Source organism: Mesorhizobium sp. M0633, assembly GCF_040320645.1.
Lineage (GTDB): Bacteria > Pseudomonadota > Alphaproteobacteria > Rhizobiales > Rhizobiaceae > Mesorhizobium.
Genome location: NZ_JAMYQC010000002.1, coordinates 242,487 through 258,437, shown reverse-complemented (window position 1 = coordinate 258,437; position 15,951 = coordinate 242,487). Strand labels below are relative to the sequence as shown.

Below are 15,951 nucleotides of genomic sequence, written 5' to 3'. Positions count from 1 at the left end.
TAGATTTTACATGGGCCGGGCAATTTCATGAGTCGCAATTTTCTGGTGATTGAACCTGAGGAAGGCATTGCCGTGCTCAAGGGGCTTGCCTCCTCGGCGCGGATCTCGATGCTGAAACTGCTGCATGAGAAGGGGCCGATGAATGTCAACGAAATCGCCGCCGTGCTGTCGCTTCCGCAGTCGACCGTCTCGACCAACATCCAGGTGCTGGAGGATGCGGGGCTGATCCGCACCGAGAACCTGAAAGCGAAGAAAGGCAGTCAGAAAATCTGTTATCCGACGGCCGAAGAAGTGCTCGTCGTGTTCAAGAGCGAATATCGTGCGGTCAAGAACGACGCGATCGAAGTGTCGATGCCGATCGGGCTTTATACCGGCTTTGAGGTTACCGCGCCCTGCGGCCTTTGTTCGCCGGACGGCATCATCGGCTTGCTCGATGTGCCGAACACTTTCCTTGATCCGGACCGCATGAAAGCCGGTCTGCTATGGTTCACGCGCGGTTTTGTCGAATACCAGTTCCCCAACAATGCCAAGCTCGCCAATGCCGAGATCACCGGACTCGAAGTGGCGATAGAACTGTCTTCGGAAGTGCCGGGCACCAGCGCCGATTGGCCCTCGGACATCACGCTGACGATCAATGGCGTCGATGTCGGCACCTGGACGTCGCCGGGGGATTTCGGCGACAAGCGCGGCGTCTTCACGCCCTCCTGGTGGAAGCTCAAGGGCTCGCAATACGGTAAGCTGAAGAACTGGCGAATTGCCAATGACGGCACCTATGTCGACGGCCTCAGGATTTCCGAAACCGGCCTCGCCGCACTCGATCTGAAGAGCCATCATTCAATCCGCGTCCGTATCGGCGTCAAGGACGACGCCAAGCGCCCTGGCGGGATCAATATTTTCGGCAAGGGCTTTGGAAATTACGATCAGGACATCCTGCTCAGGATCAAAACTGGTTGATATCATGAAACCGGGTTCTGAGGATAACGCAGCAATTTCAACTATCTGGCTTTCTGCTGTGCCAAAGCGTTCGTCTAATTGTCCTACATTTGGGTATTTTGGCTTGACGAAGGGCTGCCAATTCCTCTTTGATATCGGGCAAGATGATTTAAATCATCGTTTGTGATATCGATGGGAGGAATGCATGAAGGCAGCCGTTACGGCTCATCCGCATTATGTCGTCTCGGAAATCGATCCGAGGCTCTACGGATCCTTCATCGAGCATCTGGGGCGGGCAGTTTACACCGGCATCTATGAGCCCGGCCATCCGACAGCGGATGCCAACGGCATGCGTCAGGACGTCATCGATCTCGTCAGGGAACTCAATGTTCCGATCGTCCGCTATCCCGGCGGCAATTTCGTCTCGGCCTACAATTGGGAAGACGGCATTGGCCCCAAGGAACAGCGCCCAGTGCGCCTCGACCTCGCCTGGCACACATCGGAAAGCAACGAGGTCGGCCTGCATGAATTTGCCGATTGGTGCACCTCCGCCAACACCGAGATGATGCTTGCCGTCAATCTCGGCTCGCGCGGCCTCGACGAAGCCCGCAATCTGCTGGAGTACGCCAACCATCCCGGCGGCAGCAAATGGAGCGACAGGCGCATCGCCAACGGCCGCAAGGAGCCCTTCGACGTCAAGCTCTGGTGCCTCGGCAATGAAATGGATGGCCCCTGGCAGATCGGCCACAAGACCGCGGACGAGTATGGCCGGCTGGCGCATGAGACGGCCAAGGCCATGCGCGCCTTCTCCAAGTCACTCGAGCTGGTGGTCTGCGGCTCTTCGAATGCCAAGATGCCGACCTACCCTGAATGGGAAGCGACGGTTCTCGACCATACCTACAACGAGGTCGACTACATCTCGCTGCACATGTATTTCGACAACGAAGCCAACGACGCTCCGAACTATCTCGCCATGAGCGAAAAGCTCGACGACTACATTGTCTCGGTCGCCGGCGTCATCGAGTATATCAAGGCCAAGAAGCGCTCCAACAAGCAGGTCTACATCTCGTTCGACGAATGGAACGTCTGGTACCATTCCAAGGAGCAGGACAGGAAGATACTCGGCGGCAGCAACGGCTGGCCGTTCGCCCCGCCGTTGCTCGAAGACATCTATAATTTCGAGGATGTGCTGCAGGTCGGCCTGATCCTCAACACCTTCATCCGCCGTTCCGATGTCGTCAAGATCGCCTGCCTGGCACAACTGGTCAATGTCATCGCGCCGATCATGACCGTTCCGAATGGCCCGGCATGGCGGCAGACGATTTTTTATCCCTATCTGTTTGCTTCTAACTATGGTCGCGGCAATGCGCTGGATCTCAAGGTGGAAAGCCCGACCTACAAATCCAGCGTTGCGGGCGACGTCGCCTATGTCGATGTTGCCGGCGTGCACGACAGGCAAACCGGCCACGTCACCTTCTTCGCCGTCAACCGCCATTCGAGCGAGGCAATCGAAACAGTGGTCGACCTCACCGGCTTCGGCGCGGCGGAGATCGTCGATCACCAGGTGATGGCACACGCCGATCTGAAAGCCGTCAATTCGGCCGAAAACCCTGGCAATGTCGGCCCCAGGAAGGGTGAGGGCGCCTCGCTCGCCGGCGGCAAGCTGAGCCTGTCACTGCCCGCCTATTCCTACCAGGTCATACGCCTGAGGCTCTGAGTTCAGGCGGATCATCGAGAAAGCGCAAACGCTGAGGAGGAGCGTCGACGTGACGGCCGATATCGAGATCAGGAACGTGAGCAAGCAGTTCGGTGCCATGACGGTGCTGGATCATCTGTCGCTCTCCATAAGGGCACGCGAATTCATCGTGTTCCTGGGGCCGTCCGGCTGCGGAAAATCGACGCTTCTTCGGATGATCGCCGGTCTTGAAGCTGTCGATAGCGGCGAGATTGCCATCAACAACGAGCGCATCGATCATCTGCCGCCGGGCAAGCGCGGCATTGCGATGGTGTTCCAGTCCTATGCGCTTTATCCGCATATGACGGTGCGCGACAACATGGCCTTCGGCCTTGCGAATATCGGCGTACCAGGCAAGGTCATTGAGGCGCGTATCAACGAAGCCGCTCGCATCCTCGAAATGCCGCATCTGCTCGATCGCAAGCCGGGCCAGCTCTCCGGCGGTCAGCGCCAGCGCGTCGCCATCGGCCGTGCGATCGTCAAGGAGCCGAAGGCCTTTCTGTTCGACGAGCCGCTTTCCAATCTCGATGCCGCGTTGCGCACCCGCACCCGCATCGAGCTTGCCCAGCTTCACCAGCGGCTGCAATCGACGATGATCTTCGTCACCCATGACCAGGTCGAGGCAATGACGCTGGCCGACCGCATCGTCGTCATGAACAATCGCAAGATCGACCAGATCGGTACCCCGATGGAGATCTACGAGCGCCCGGCGACCAAATTCGTCGCGGGTTTCGTCGGCGCGCCAGCGATGAACTTCGTCGATGCGACGCTTGACAGATCCGGCGAGAACGCCACGGCCAGGTTTGCGGACGGCGTCTCGGTGCAGACCGAGATCGCCTCCAGCCAACTGACCGATGGCAAGTACACTTTCGGCATCCGTTCTGAAGACGTGCGCATCGTTGCCGCCGGACAGGGCAATTCCGGCGGCGTGGTCGATGTGCTCGAGCGCCTCGGCGAACGCACCCTGATCTACGCGCGGCTGGGCGATGGCCAGCAGATCGTCGGCTCGGATGCCGGCAACAGCCGCGTCGCCGTCGGCGACAGAATCGGGCTCGCCTTTGATGGCCAGAAATCGCATCTGTTCAACGAGACCGGCCGCGCCTGGCATGCGAGGGAGGCCTGAGATGGCTGACCGGCTGGCGATGTCCCCGACCGCGACGCTTGCTGTCGGCGTCAGAGCCCCTACCGCCGACATCTATGCGCCGCAATGGCGAAACGTCATTTTCGTTGCGCCATTCTTGTTCTTCTTCACCACGCTGCTGCTCTTCCCGCTGCTCTGGGGGATGTGGCTGAGTTTCCACAAGGCCGACACGTTTTCGTCCGGAAATTTTGTCGGTCTCGGCAATTACGCCAGGCTGTATCACGACAAGGTCTTCCTGCAATCGATCTGGAACACCTTCTATTTCGTGCTTCTGACGGTGCCGACGCTGGCGCTGATCGGCCTTTTCCTGGCGCTTTGCCTCAACCGCCGCACGCGCACTGCCGCGGTTTTGCGGACGCTGTTCTTTTCCTCGTCGGTGCTATCGGTCACCATCGTCACGCTGATCTGGCGCATCGTCTTCATTCCGAATGTCGGCCTGTTGTCGACGATCTACGGATGGTTCGGCGCAACGGCTCCGGCCTTCATTTCCGATCCCAGCCTGGCGATGGTCGGCATCGCCATTGCCACCATCTGGTGGTGTATCGGCCTGCCGATGATGCTCTTTCTCTCGGCGCTCCAGCAGATTCCACAGGATATTTACGAGGCGGCAGCGCTGGACAATGCCAATCGCTGGCAGACGCTACGCTCGATCACGCTGCCGTCGATCAAGCGGACCTTCATCCTGGTGATCATCATCCAGATCGTGCTGCAATTCCAGCTGTTCGGCCAGGCCTGGCTGATGACGCGCGGCGGTCCGAACAACCTGACCAAGCCGATCGTGCTCTACATCTACGATACCGCATTCCGTCGCTGGGATCTCGGCCTGGGCGCCGCTGCATCGGAAATCCTGTTCATCCTCATCCTGGTCGCGGCCATGGCCCAGTACCTGGTGACACGCAGCAGCGGAGACCAGGCATGAGCGCCACAGCAGCTTCCATCAAGGGCCGGGCATTTGGCGACCATTTGTTATTGGCCCTGGTCATCCTGCTTTCGATCGTCATGATCGCGCCGGTTCTGTGGGTCATCGGCCTGTCACTCAAGGACAATACGGAGCTGATGGCCGATCCGAATTCGGTGTTTCACGCGCCCTATACGCTGAAGAACTACATCAACACCGTCGGCACCTCGTCCGTGTTCATCTGGGTGCGCAACAGCATCATCGTCTCGGGCGGATTGACGCTCGGCACGTTGATCCTGTCGTCGCTCGCCGGCTACGGTTTTGCACGGCTGAATTTCCCCGGCCGAGACGTGCTGTTCGTGATCGTGCTGTTCGGTCTGGCGGTCCCGGAACAGGCCGTGCTTGTCGCCCGTCACCAGATCTTCAGCATGCTGAAGTTCCACAACACCTATCAAGGGCTCATTCTGCCGGGCCTTTCGGCTCCGTTCGGTGTCTTCCTGATGACCCAGTATTTCAAGGCCATCCCGAAGGAGCTGGACGAAGCCGCCATGCTCGATAACGCCAGCCGGCTCAGAATTTTCTGGAAGGTGCTTCTGCCGCTCACGCTGCCTGCGCAGGCGACGCTCGGCATCTTCACCTTTCTCGGCGCCTGGAACGACTACTTCTGGCCGCTGATTTCGGCGACGAAGAAGGACATGTTCACGCTGACGGTCGGCATGGCCTCGACCCAGACCAACTTCGCCCAGTCCGAAGGCATCGGCTTCCTGATGGCGCAGGCGGTGTTCGCCGGTGCACCGATCCTGATCGTCTACCTGTTCTTCCAGAAATACATCGTCACGGCGGTCTCCGGCGCTGCGGTGAGATAACGAAGATTGCCTGACGGCCGGGGGAATGCGCAGCGATTGAAGCACGAAAGCCAATCCAGGGTGGAGCGGCGGAAACTCAGTAGGAGGAACTGATATGAAACTGAAGAAAATACTGTTTGCAGCAGTCTCTGCGGGCGCAATGATGCTCGCAAGTCCAAGCTTCGCGGCCACGGAGCTGAGCGTGCAGCGCTTTTTCGGCGCCTGCGATGCCGATTTCGGCACCAACACCGATGCCACCAAGGCCGTTGGCGAATGCGGCATCATCACCTCGCTAATCAACAAGTTCAACGCCGACAATCCCGATGTCCATGTCAACGTCACCACCGTGGAATGGCCCGGCTATGATCAGCTGACCGCGCAGTTCGCTTCAGGCGACGCTCCGGACATCGTCACGATCCATGAATCCGTACTGTCGGATTATCAGTCGAAGGGCCTGTTGATGCCGCTCGACGATCTCTTGAAGTCGGTCGGCGTGACACCCGACGCCTTCACCGACGCGGCACGCAATGGCGCCACCAAAGACGGCAAGGTCTATGGCCTGCCGATCGACAGCTGGACGATGCTCTATCACGTCAACATGGATCTTTTCAAACAAGCCGGCCTGGTCAATGCCGACGGCACGCCGATTTTTCCAAAGTCGCCCGAGGAACTGCTCGCCCAGGCCGAACAGTTCAAGCAGAAGACGGGCAAGCCTTATTTCGTCCAGAACCTGACCAATGAGACTGCACTCTACACACGCAACCTCTACACCTATCTTTTCCAGCAGGATTCCGATTTCTTCGCCGATCCGAAGCATGTGAAGTTGAATACGCCGGAAGCCAAGAAGGTCGTCGAGATGTACAAGGCGATCTTCGAGAAGGGCTACACCACCAAGGATCTCGATTATGGCGGCTCGATCAACGCCTTCCTTGCCGGCGAGGGTGGCGTCCACCTTAACGGCACCTGGGTGGTCGGCGATTACAACGCCCAGTCCGAGACCAAGGGTACGGCGCTCAACAAGGGCGGCTATGCGGTCTATCCGTATCCGCAGCTGTTTGGCGGCGCCCACGCGCAATATGCCGACGGCCACACCTGGGCCGTTTCGCAGAAAGACCGCACGCCTGAACAGATCGCGGCCATCGGTAAATTCCTGAAGTTCTTCGCCGACAACGACTTCGAATGGTCACGCACCGGTCACCTGCCGGCCTATAAGGCCGTCATCACCTCGGACGCGTTCAAGGCCCTGCCGCATCGCAACACGATCTCTGCGGTCGCTGATCTCGGCAAGCCGCTGCCGTCCGCCGTACAGCGTCAGTTTGCGATCCAGGACATTATCGGCGAAGAGATGAGTGCAGCAATCAGTGGCCAGAAGGACGTCGACACCGCCCTTGCCGACATGGAAAGCCGCGTCAACGAATTGCTCGCCAACATCTGACCACGGTTTCGAAAGGCCCTCCCAAGGCCCCCGCGGCTGGAAACGGCCGCGGGGTTTTGGTGAGGGAGTGGTTATTGTCCTCGAATTGCGAGAACTTGCCGGTGGCGACCGGGTCAAACACGCCAACCACGGCGCCGCAACCTCGGCAGCAGCCGACGCAAGCCCTGGCCGGAGGATTCCGTTAGAACGCCGCGGCCATGGGCATTGCGACCTTGTTGGGGATCTGGATGTCGATCTCCAATCTCGACGTCGTTTCGCCGTGATCCATGCTCACCTGCAGGAAATCCTGGTCGACCTGAACATGCCGGGCGATCACCGCCATGATCTCCTCGCGCAACACCGAGACGAGATCGGGCTGGTTGCGGCTTCGACGCTCGTAAGCCAACAGCAGTTGCAAGCGTTCGCGCGCCACCGGCGCGCTGCCGCGGCGCTTGAAGATATCGAGCAGGTTCATGCTGCCCTCCTTCCCAACAGCCGGTCGAGGAGGCCCCTCCGCTCGAAAGGCAGAATGACCGGCAGGTCCTCGCCCTCGAGTCTTCTTGCCGCGTCGATATAGGCGCGTGCGGCGGGGTTGGTGTTTTCGCTGAGCGTAACCGGCGCGCCCACATTGGATGCGCGCAGCACGTCCTGGCTCTCGGGAATTATTCCCAGCAAGGGCGTCGACAGGATCTCGAGCACGTCATCGATGCTCAGCATCTCGCCGCGGGCAGCGCGCGCAGCATCGTAGCGCGTGACGAGGACGTGTTTGACAATCGATTCACCTTGCTCGGCTTTCATCGTTCTGGAGTCGAGCAGGCCGATGATGCGATCGGAATCGCGGACCGAGCTCACTTCCGGGTTGGTGACGATTACCGCCTCGTCGGCAAAGCGCATGGCAAGTTGCGCGCCCCGCTCTATGCCGGCTGGGCTGTCGCAGAAGACGTAGTCGAAAACCGATCGCAGCTTGTCGATGACATCGGCGACGCCTTCCTCGGTGAGAGCATCCTTGTCGCGCGTTTGCGAGGCCGGCAGCAGGAACAGCGTTTCGAGTCGCTTGTCACGGATCAGCGCCTGCGAAAGCTTGGCGGTTCCCTGAATGACGTTGACGATATCGAAAACAACGCGCCGCTCGGCACCCATGATCAGATCGAGGTTGCGCAGGCCGACGTCGAAATCGACGAGAGCCACCCGCTTGCCGGTTTTCGCGACCGCGGCGCCGAGAGCGGCCGTCGAGGTCGTCTTGCCGACACCCCCTTTGCCGGATGTGACAACCACTACCTTGCCCATATTTGTGCCTCCAATGTTGTTAGTTGAGCGGTGCGACGCAAAGTGCGCCGTCCTCGAGAAAGGCCTGTACCGGCCTTCCTCGCGAGGAGGCGTCCATCTCCTCGGCAGTGCGGTACCAGCCGTCCACCGCCAGAAGTTCGGCTTCGTTTTTCCGGCAAAAGATGCGAGCCGCGGAATTTCCCGTGGCGCCGGCGAACGCACGTCCACGCAGCGTGCCGTAGACGTGGATCGATCCTCCGGCGATGATCTCGGAACCGGAACTGACGGAGCCGACAATGACCACATCGCCATCGGGATGAAAGATCGACTGGCCGGAGCGGATCGGTGCCTTGATCATCAATGAGTTCGGCGCCTGCGGCTCTTCCGTCTTGGCCTCAGCTGCGGCCTTCGGGTGCGGCTGCACGTAAAGCGCGTCGGCGGTGGCCTCCTTGGCGCCAACGAGGAGCGGCGGCAGATCGGCATCGAGAGCTACATTGCCATCGGCCTCGATCGCGTAGATGCGAATCCCGCGCTCCGCGAGTTGTAAGACCAGATCCCGCATCTCGCCCACCTCGGGCTTGAGTATATTCAGATCGAGCACGACCGGGCGGCCGGCAAAGAAGCCGGGAGAGTTTTCGGTCCAGTGATCGAGGCTTTGCAGCCATTCCCCTAGCGGGGCCTCAGGGGTGAGGGTGAAGGCTACAAACGAGCGCGCTCGAAAGCGTATGGACTTGTTTTGGATGGGAGAGACGCAGGTCACAGAGGCGAGTCCTTACTGATTGGTTAAGGCTAGCCCGGCATGGTTAACGAAAAGTTAATGGCGGCTTCCCGAGGCGTTGGCGGAGGCATTCTTTTTGCCCCTGATCGCCCCGCCGGCGCCCTGCTTCCGATGCACGACGAGGTCCTCCTCGCGGCTGCCTGGAGGCGCCTCCAGTTCACGAGGTCGGCCGACCGGTATATTGTTGCCGGAATGCCGGGCCTATTAAGGAGTTATCGATTTGACAAGCGTTGCCAAGGGGCCTGTCGCGGATCGCGGTCGCGCTACCTATGACCTTGGCGCGACCGCCATCTTTGCTTCCAAATCAGACCCGCGCTTTCACTATTGCCTGTATGTGCCTCCCGCGGTTGGGGAAGGGGCCAAAGTCGATCTGATGGTCGCTGTCCATGGCACCGGCCGCACCTCTTTTCTTGGATTCCGCGATGCATTTTCCGAGTTCGGACGCTGGAACGGCTGCGCCGTTTTGTGTCCGCTGTTTCCAATCGGCGTTCTCGGGGATGATGCCCGCAGCGGATACAAATATTTGCTCGAGGGCAACATACGCTACGATCAGGTGCTGCTCGCCATGGTTGAGGAGGTCAGCGCCAAATACAGTCAGGATTGGAGCCGCTTTGCCATGTTCGGATTTTCCGGCGGCGGGCATTTCACGCATCGTTTTGCTATCCTGCATCCCGACAGGCTCTGGGCGGCCTCAATCGGCGCGCCAGGCTCGGTGACCTTGCTCGATCCGACGCGTGACTGGTGGGTGGGCATTCGCGATCTGCCGGAGAAGTTCGGCATCACCTTCGATGCCGCAGCGCTGGCAAAAGTGCCTTTCCAGATGATCGTCGGCGACGCTGACCTGGAGACTTGGGAGATCACTCATGTCCAAGGCAGCACCCATTGGATGCCGGGCGCCAACGATGCGGGGCGAACACGGCCGGAACGCCTCATGGCATTGTGTCGATCGTTCGAGGAGGCGGGGGCGCGCGTGCGCTTCGATTTGCTGCCAGGCGTATCTCATGAACGGGATGCGGTTCTCGATTCGGTCAAGGATTTCCTCGCCCAACAACTCAAGGAACGAGGGAATGCCTCACGATAAATTCGTTGCGCCCCAGCCCGTGAAGAGATTATCGCAATCAAAGCCCGACCACGTCGACCGCATCCAACCGCGATCTGCTGGCAGTGCGTAACGACTAGAGCAACGCTTCGTATTGATCGCCAATCTTGTCGACTGTGAAATCCGCCGCCCTGTTTTTCAGCACGGCAGCAGGGGTGGGGTGGTCCAGCATCTCGGCCATCGCCTTCGCCAGGGCCGCGGCGTCACCGACCGGCACCAAGGTGCCGAAACGGCCGTCAGCGAGTATTTCGCGCGGGCCATGCGGAGCATCGGTGGAGATTACGGGGACACCGGCGGCCATGGCCTCGACCAAGACGTTGCCAAAGCCTTCGCTGGTCGATGACAGAACGAACAGATCGGCCGCGGCATAGCAAGCCGCGGGATCGTTGACATAGCCGGCAAAGAGCACGTCCCCGCCTATGCCTGTCTCTTCGGCATAGGCGTGCAATTCGGCAGCCAGCGGACCTTCGCCGAAGATAACAAGCCGGGCGGGGCGGCCGGCGCGCAGGGCAGCGAAGGCCCGCAGCAAAGTCCGGTGGTCCTTGACCGGCACCAGGCGCCCGGCGGTGGCAATGACCGGCGCATCGCCCATCGCCGCCAACGCTGCCTGCCAGGCATAGGAAGTCCCCGGCGGTGCTTCAGCCGGCGGCAGCGGGTTATTGATGACGACGACCTTGGATTCGGGGAAGCCGCGGGCGATGATGTCACGGCCGACACCCGCTGAAACGGCGATGGCTTTGGTTGCGCGCGCTGCAACCAGCGCGGAAAGCCAGATCGCCAGCCTCGCGCCGAGGCCGCTGGCAGGCAGCGAGGCGGCGGCATGGAAGCTTGGAAAGAATTTTGCCCGGCTTCTGGCCAACATGAGTGACAGCGCCATCACCAGATTGGCGAATTCCGGGGCGCTATAGACCGCATCAGGATCAAGGCGGCGGAACAAATTTGCGCTTCGCACGATGCCTTTCAGCGTCGCCGACTTGGCGTAACCCTCGCCGCGCAAGAGAAGGCCGAAGTCGACCAGATGCACGGCAGCTGAACGCAGCGCGGCGTTAGGGCCTTCCGCGTTCCAGGTAAAAAGCATGACCTCGTGGCCACGCGACGCCAGTTCATTTGCCATCAGGACGAAAACACGTTCGGCGCCGCCGCCCCTCAGGCTGGCGATGTGGAAAACGATGCGCTTCACCATGCCTTGCTTCAGGCTCGGCTGGCGGCAAGGCCTGATCGGTTCGGCGGCCGGCGCATGTCGCGGATGATGCCCATGCCGATGGCCAGCAGCATGCCCAGGGCAAAGCCTGCGAACGCTCCTGCGCCTGCCACCAGGGCAGTGCGCGGGGGCCATGAGCGCGCTGGCGGGGGCACCGCGGTCGAAATCACCTGTACGTTTGTGGTGTCGATCTGCTCGCGCTCGCTGATTTGGCGCGCACGTGACAGGAAGCTCTCATAGACCGCTCTCTTCGAGGCGGCATCGCGTTCAAGTTCACGCAGGGCGACTTCGGATTCGCTGTCGGTGAATACATTGCTCTTCAGATCGTTCATCCTGGCGTTGAGAGAAGCCAACGAGGCCCCGGCCTTGTCCAGGCTGGCCTTTGCCGTGCCGATGGTGCGGGAGAACTCGGCCCGGAGTTGCGAGTTGACGGTCTCGAGTTCCGTCCTGAGCCTGACAATCGTCGGGTGGCGCGGACCGAAGGTCATCGACTGTGAATCGATCTGCTGCCGCAGGCTGTTTGACCTGTCGCGCAGCGCCGCGAGCGCTTCCGAAACCGTGGGGTCGGGATTGGCCCCGTTGATACCGGAGGCAACCAGGGCGTCGTAGCTTGCCTGCGCGGCGATGACACGCGATTGCGCATCGACGATTTCGCCATTGAGCTGCGTCAGCGTCTGCGAACTGACGAGCTGGCCATTGCTGGACGACAGGTTGTGGCTGCGCCTGTAGCTCTCGACCTTCTCTTCGGCTGCCTGCACGTCGCTCTTGAGTTGGCCAAGCCGGCTGTCAAGGGCAGCCGCGGCACGGCTGGCGCCGGCAGCTTCCGCCTTAGCCAGTTCTTCCTGGAAGTTTTTGACTATGGCCTGCGAGATCAGGATCGCCTTGGCGGTGGTTTCCGCAGATACCGAGAGGGTTGTGACAAACGAGGTCGGATCCGCGATGGCGTCTACCCGGTCCGCCAGGTTCTTCAAGGCGATGAGCCTCGGGTCGGGCTTCGCCACAGCGCCGGACGAGGATGTGCTCCGGTCCGGATCGAAAAACTCCGGATCGTGAGTCAGATTCAGTTCGTCCACCACACGGGAAAGCACGTTGCCCGAGGTCAGGATGCGCTGCTTGCTGCGCGTGCTGAGCAGTTGGCTATCGATCTGGCCCGGTTGCGAGTAGAGGTCGTTTTCCACAACCTGCAAATTGGATGGGTTGATGAGGACCTCGGTCGTGACGGTGTAACGCTGCTTGCTCAGCAATGCATAGGCGCCGCCGACAATGCCGCCGATTACCGCCAGCATGAAGGCCAGGGCGAGGCCGGCCCGCAGCCAGACGAACAGGCGTCGAAAATCGAGCTCGAGGAAATCGCCGATCTTGTCCAGGGTCACCGTTGCGACAGGCTCTGGAGGTTGCGGCGTCACCGGCGCGGAGCTTAGCGCCGCGACTGGGCCATGCTGTTGCAGCAATGCCCTGCGCCGTGCATTGGCGATACGCTCGAATGCACTGTTATTGGAAGCCGTCGCGGAGATGGGGGGTGTGCCGGAACCGGCAGACATGGTGACAACCCTTGTTAAATCATTACGCTTGGCCTGCTCTACAGAAACATCGTTAACATCTTATTTTCCAAGTTGGCCCATTTTACCGCTCACGCTGTCCGTCCGGCGGACGTTGAAGGGATTTCGTTGCCCAGAATGCCGTTCGAATATCGCCATTTGGATGGGCCATGAGCTATCCCGCTGCCGCTTCGGAACGATTATCGTCCAGCCGAGCGCGCCGTCAGAACGCGCTGTCGCTGCTGTTTTTCCTATGCGCAGCGTTCGCGCTCCTGCTTCGCTTTACGGTATCACCGCAGGTGATGAACATGGTCGTCGACTATACGGCCCAGGGAGGCTCGTTCTACGAGAAGCTGCATTTCGGCACCTATGCGATCATCCTGCTGCTTCCTATCGTTCTTTTCAGCCGGCCGTTTCTGCTGCACGGCGACGAAATTGGAATATTCAAGGCGTTGATCCGCTATTCGGTGCTGATGTTCGCGCTGGTGCCCTATCTGTTCGTTACCGGCCGTGCGGGCTCCTCCGGGTTCATCATCGATACCTATCTGGTGGCCGGCGCCACAGGCCTGTTGATGCTGGCATTGAATGCAGAGGTGCGGCGGGCGCTGGGGGACGTCGTGCTTGGAATGGCGATCCTGAGCGCTGTCATCGGCACCATCGAGGCGGTGACTCAACATCGGCTGTTGCCCTATGGGTTGAACGAACTGCAATTCAGGCCAACTGGCCTGTCGGCCCATCCGCTGGCACTGGGCGCGCTCTGCGCCACAACCATCGGATTCGTGCCGCTGACGCACTGGCGCATATGGGCGCGGGTGATGGCGATCTTCCTGTTGTTCATCGGTTGCGCTGCATCGGGCGCTCGCGCCGCGCTGATGCTCGCCACCGGCGAAATCCTCATTCTGCTGCTGTTCGTGCCTTGGCCGGGCCTGTCGCTCAAATATGAGCGGCAGGCCAAATTTGTCGTGCTGATGTTCACCGTGACGGGTGGCGCGGTGCTCGTAGCGGTACTGTTTGCGGGCGGTCTGCTGAATCGGTTCAGCAACACCATCTTCGACGAAAACTTCATGGCCCGGGTGACCATTTATCAGGTGTTCGGACTGGTCAGCTGGAACGACATCCTGTTCGGCATGAACGTTGACGACCTGCTGGCGATCGTCCGGCAGAAGCTGCATCTGCCCTACATCGAAAGCGCGCCGGTGGTAATTATCTTGCTCTTCGGCCTGCCCATAGCCCTGCTGTTTACAGCGCTGATATTCTGGTTCGTCTTCCGGCTGCTGCGCGGGGCGCCGCTGCCGGCATGGATCGGCACCATAACGTTCTTGCTTGCCGCGCTGTCAAATAACGCGCTTTCGTCAAAAACGCCGGACATGACGATCATCGTGGTGTTGCTGCTTGCCTACAGGAAGCAGCCCCATGGAGGCTCGCTCGAGAGCATGCCTTCGGCTGCTGCATCCAGCCCAAACCCGGCTGGATCTCGTTAAGCACGGACCTCGGATCCGGTCAGCCGGCGCTGTCCACGACCTCGACACCGCCCGCGCGATTGAGCGTGTGAATGCCGGACCGAGCCCATGCCGGCCCGGGATCGATTGAGCGGGGCAGTTCAAAACGGACGTCGAAATCATCAAGCCGATCCAGCCGCATCAATCCCAGGCCGCCGCCATAGGCTCTAGACCCGTTTTGCACCGGCAGCAGCAAAGCGTCGCCCTGGCGGATAAAGGCGCCGCCCGGCCGAGTGGCGGAGTGGTCGACTGCGACGGGATTGAGCGCGTGCGCAGCCCACGGCCCACGCAGCGCCGGGGCGGAATAGACGGCCATCGTGTCGGACGCGCTGCCGTGACCGAACCGCTCAGTCCCCAACAGCCAGAAGCGACCGTCGGATTCGAGCAGCGTGGCGTCGTTGAAATCCCTGTCCGTCATCAGCACCGTATCGCGTACCCAGCGATCCGGAAACTGCTCGGCACGGTAGAGCACCAGTTCTCGCGCCGTAGCGCTTTCAGGGATCATGAAAATCTCGCCGGAGTGAGCAAACACCTGCGGATATGACAGGTGATGCGCTTCCTCCAGCACCACTTTCGGCACGCCGAAAGTGCCGTCGGTGCCAAGTTCAGCGACAGAAATCACCCCGCGGCCGGTGGAGTAGGGAAACTCCTCGACAAACAGAAAATGACGGCCGTCGCGCTCGAGAACGAACGGATCGGCGTAGAAGCGCTGCCCGTCATCGGCAAGCACAGTGAACGGCTTACCATCCAGCTGTCCGGTTTCGGCGACGCCTGGACCGTCGATCAGCCGATAAGCAACCTGCCAATAGAAGGGGCGCCGACCACGTCGCAGTTTTTGCACGGCGCGGTCGACCAACCCCCTGCCGAAAAAGGGCAGATAGTGCCCGATAAATCCGCCTTTCTGCAGGGGCGGCGCCGGGCTCTCGGCAATCGGCGCAAGTTTGCCCGCGGAAAAGCGGGCGACACATTGGGCAATCAGGGAGATGGCGCCGGCGAGCAGGTCGTTGCTGGTTCGAGACAGCCACAACCGGTCGCTGATCATCGGCCGCGCTCTGGCGACGGCAACGCCGTCGAGCCGAGCGGTGAGTTCGGGCAGCCGCCCGCTCGCCAGCATCTCGGTCATGCCCGCGGCAAAGCTGCTTTGGCCGCAAAATTCGAGCGTCAGGACAGGCGTGCCCCGTCGTGCGGCGGTAGCGGTGAGATCGACCATAAGATCGACTGGGCCGGTGTCGCCGGACGGCAACGGCCGGGAACGGCTTGCCAGTGAGGGGCCGAAGCGCCGGCCCTCGAGCGCCAGCACGTTATCCATCGTGCGCGCATTGGGTTCAGGCGTCGGCGCGCGGCAACTCGAAACCGCATGTCCAGCTGCACTCAACCGCGCCAGAAGCTCATTTTCCCAGCGCCGGGATGTGTCGGCGTGGCCGATGATTAAAATATTAGTCAATCCAATATATTCTTTTTCAAGACTACTGTCATAGACTACTTGTCAGCCCAACCTTTCACAAGAGTTAAACCGGGAGAACGCGGCCTTGGTTGTTAATCATATATTAAGAATTGAGATCACGAAGGCGCTTTCCGGCGCTATTATGGCTCTTGCGGGCAAT

Annotated in this window: 14 protein-coding genes; 8 read left to right on the top strand and 6 right to left on the bottom strand. The window is 60.5% G+C overall.

Features of this window, described 5'->3' with window-relative positions:
- The first annotated feature begins 27 nt into the window (after positions 1-27).
- The 6 genes from NKI47_RS03140 to NKI47_RS03115 all read left to right on the top strand — a co-directional run bounded on the left by NKI47_RS03140 (position 28) and on the right by NKI47_RS03115 (position 6,987).
- The gene (locus NKI47_RS03140; protein WP_352455343.1) at positions 28-954 is read left to right on the top strand and encodes an ArsR/SmtB family transcription factor; all 927 of its coding nucleotides are present in this window, start codon (positions 28-30) and stop codon (positions 952-954) included.
- Positions 955-1,138: 184 nt separating this feature from the next.
- The gene (gene arfA / locus NKI47_RS03135) at positions 1,139-2,650 is read left to right on the top strand and encodes an arabinosylfuranosidase ArfA (RefSeq protein WP_352449659.1); all 1,512 of its coding nucleotides are present in this window, start codon (positions 1,139-1,141) and stop codon (positions 2,648-2,650) included.
- A gap of 49 nt (positions 2,651-2,699) precedes the next feature.
- A complete protein-coding gene (locus NKI47_RS03130) occupies positions 2,700-3,791 on the top strand; it encodes an ABC transporter ATP-binding protein (RefSeq protein WP_352587364.1) in 1,092 nt (363 codons plus the stop codon).
- 19 nt (positions 3,792-3,810) lie between these two features.
- Positions 3,811-4,728, top strand: a complete 918-nt coding sequence (locus NKI47_RS03125; protein ID WP_502897375.1) for a carbohydrate ABC transporter permease — start codon at positions 3,811-3,813, stop codon at positions 4,726-4,728.
- Positions 4,725-5,573: a carbohydrate ABC transporter permease gene (locus NKI47_RS03120; RefSeq protein WP_031211878.1), complete on the top strand. Its 849-nt coding sequence runs from the start codon at positions 4,725-4,727 to the stop codon at positions 5,571-5,573. Before NKI47_RS03125 ends, NKI47_RS03120 begins: the two co-directional genes overlap by 4 nt.
- Positions 5,574-5,667: 94 nt before the next feature.
- Positions 5,668-6,987, top strand: coding sequence for an ABC transporter substrate-binding protein (locus NKI47_RS03115; protein ID WP_352449655.1), 1,320 nt, complete (start codon positions 5,668-5,670; stop codon positions 6,985-6,987).
- Positions 6,988-7,168: 181 nt separating this feature from the next.
- Here NKI47_RS03115 and minE read toward each other — a convergent pair whose 3' ends face one another.
- From minE to minC, 3 genes are read right to left on the bottom strand one after another with little or no spacing between them, the layout of a single operon-like run.
- Positions 7,169-7,441 carry a cell division topological specificity factor MinE gene (minE, locus tag NKI47_RS03110; protein WP_023677151.1) on the bottom strand — a complete coding sequence of 91 codons (273 nt, stop codon included), beginning with the start codon at positions 7,439-7,441 and terminating at the stop codon, positions 7,169-7,171.
- The gene (gene minD / locus NKI47_RS03105) at positions 7,438-8,253 is read right to left on the bottom strand and encodes a septum site-determining protein MinD (protein WP_023677152.1); all 816 of its coding nucleotides are present in this window, start codon (positions 8,251-8,253) and stop codon (positions 7,438-7,440) included. Before minD ends, minE begins: the two co-directional genes overlap by 4 nt.
- Before the next feature lie 19 nt (positions 8,254-8,272).
- Complete coding sequence (gene minC / locus NKI47_RS03100) at positions 8,273-8,992, bottom strand: septum site-determining protein MinC (protein WP_352587357.1); 720 nt, start codon at positions 8,990-8,992, stop codon at positions 8,273-8,275.
- 238 nt (positions 8,993-9,230) lie between these two features.
- Between minC and NKI47_RS03095 the strand changes: the two genes are divergently transcribed.
- Complete coding sequence (locus NKI47_RS03095) at positions 9,231-10,091, top strand: hydrolase (RefSeq protein WP_023677154.1); 861 nt, start codon at positions 9,231-9,233, stop codon at positions 10,089-10,091.
- A gap of 94 nt (positions 10,092-10,185) precedes the next feature.
- Here NKI47_RS03095 and NKI47_RS03090 read toward each other — a convergent pair whose 3' ends face one another.
- Both NKI47_RS03090 and NKI47_RS03085 read right to left on the bottom strand, forming a co-directional pair.
- A complete protein-coding gene (locus tag NKI47_RS03090) occupies positions 10,186-11,292 on the bottom strand; it encodes a glycosyltransferase (protein WP_352587354.1) in 1,107 nt (368 codons plus the stop codon).
- An 8-nt stretch (positions 11,293-11,300) separates the two neighbouring features.
- Positions 11,301-12,851, bottom strand: coding sequence for a GumC family protein (locus NKI47_RS03085; RefSeq protein WP_031211881.1), 1,551 nt, complete (start codon positions 12,849-12,851; stop codon positions 11,301-11,303).
- Between the two features lie 167 nt (positions 12,852-13,018).
- Between NKI47_RS03085 and NKI47_RS03080 the strand changes: the two genes are divergently transcribed.
- Positions 13,019-14,329 carry a VpsF family polysaccharide biosynthesis protein gene (locus tag NKI47_RS03080; protein WP_352455347.1) on the top strand — a complete coding sequence of 437 codons (1,311 nt, stop codon included), beginning with the start codon at positions 13,019-13,021 and terminating at the stop codon, positions 14,327-14,329.
- Positions 14,330-14,348: 19 nt separating this feature from the next.
- Here NKI47_RS03080 and NKI47_RS03075 read toward each other — a convergent pair whose 3' ends face one another.
- The gene (locus NKI47_RS03075) at positions 14,349-15,791 is read right to left on the bottom strand and encodes a glucosamine inositolphosphorylceramide transferase family protein (protein ID WP_245274719.1); all 1,443 of its coding nucleotides are present in this window, start codon (positions 15,789-15,791) and stop codon (positions 14,349-14,351) included.
- Between the last annotated feature and the right edge of the window lie 160 nt (positions 15,792-15,951).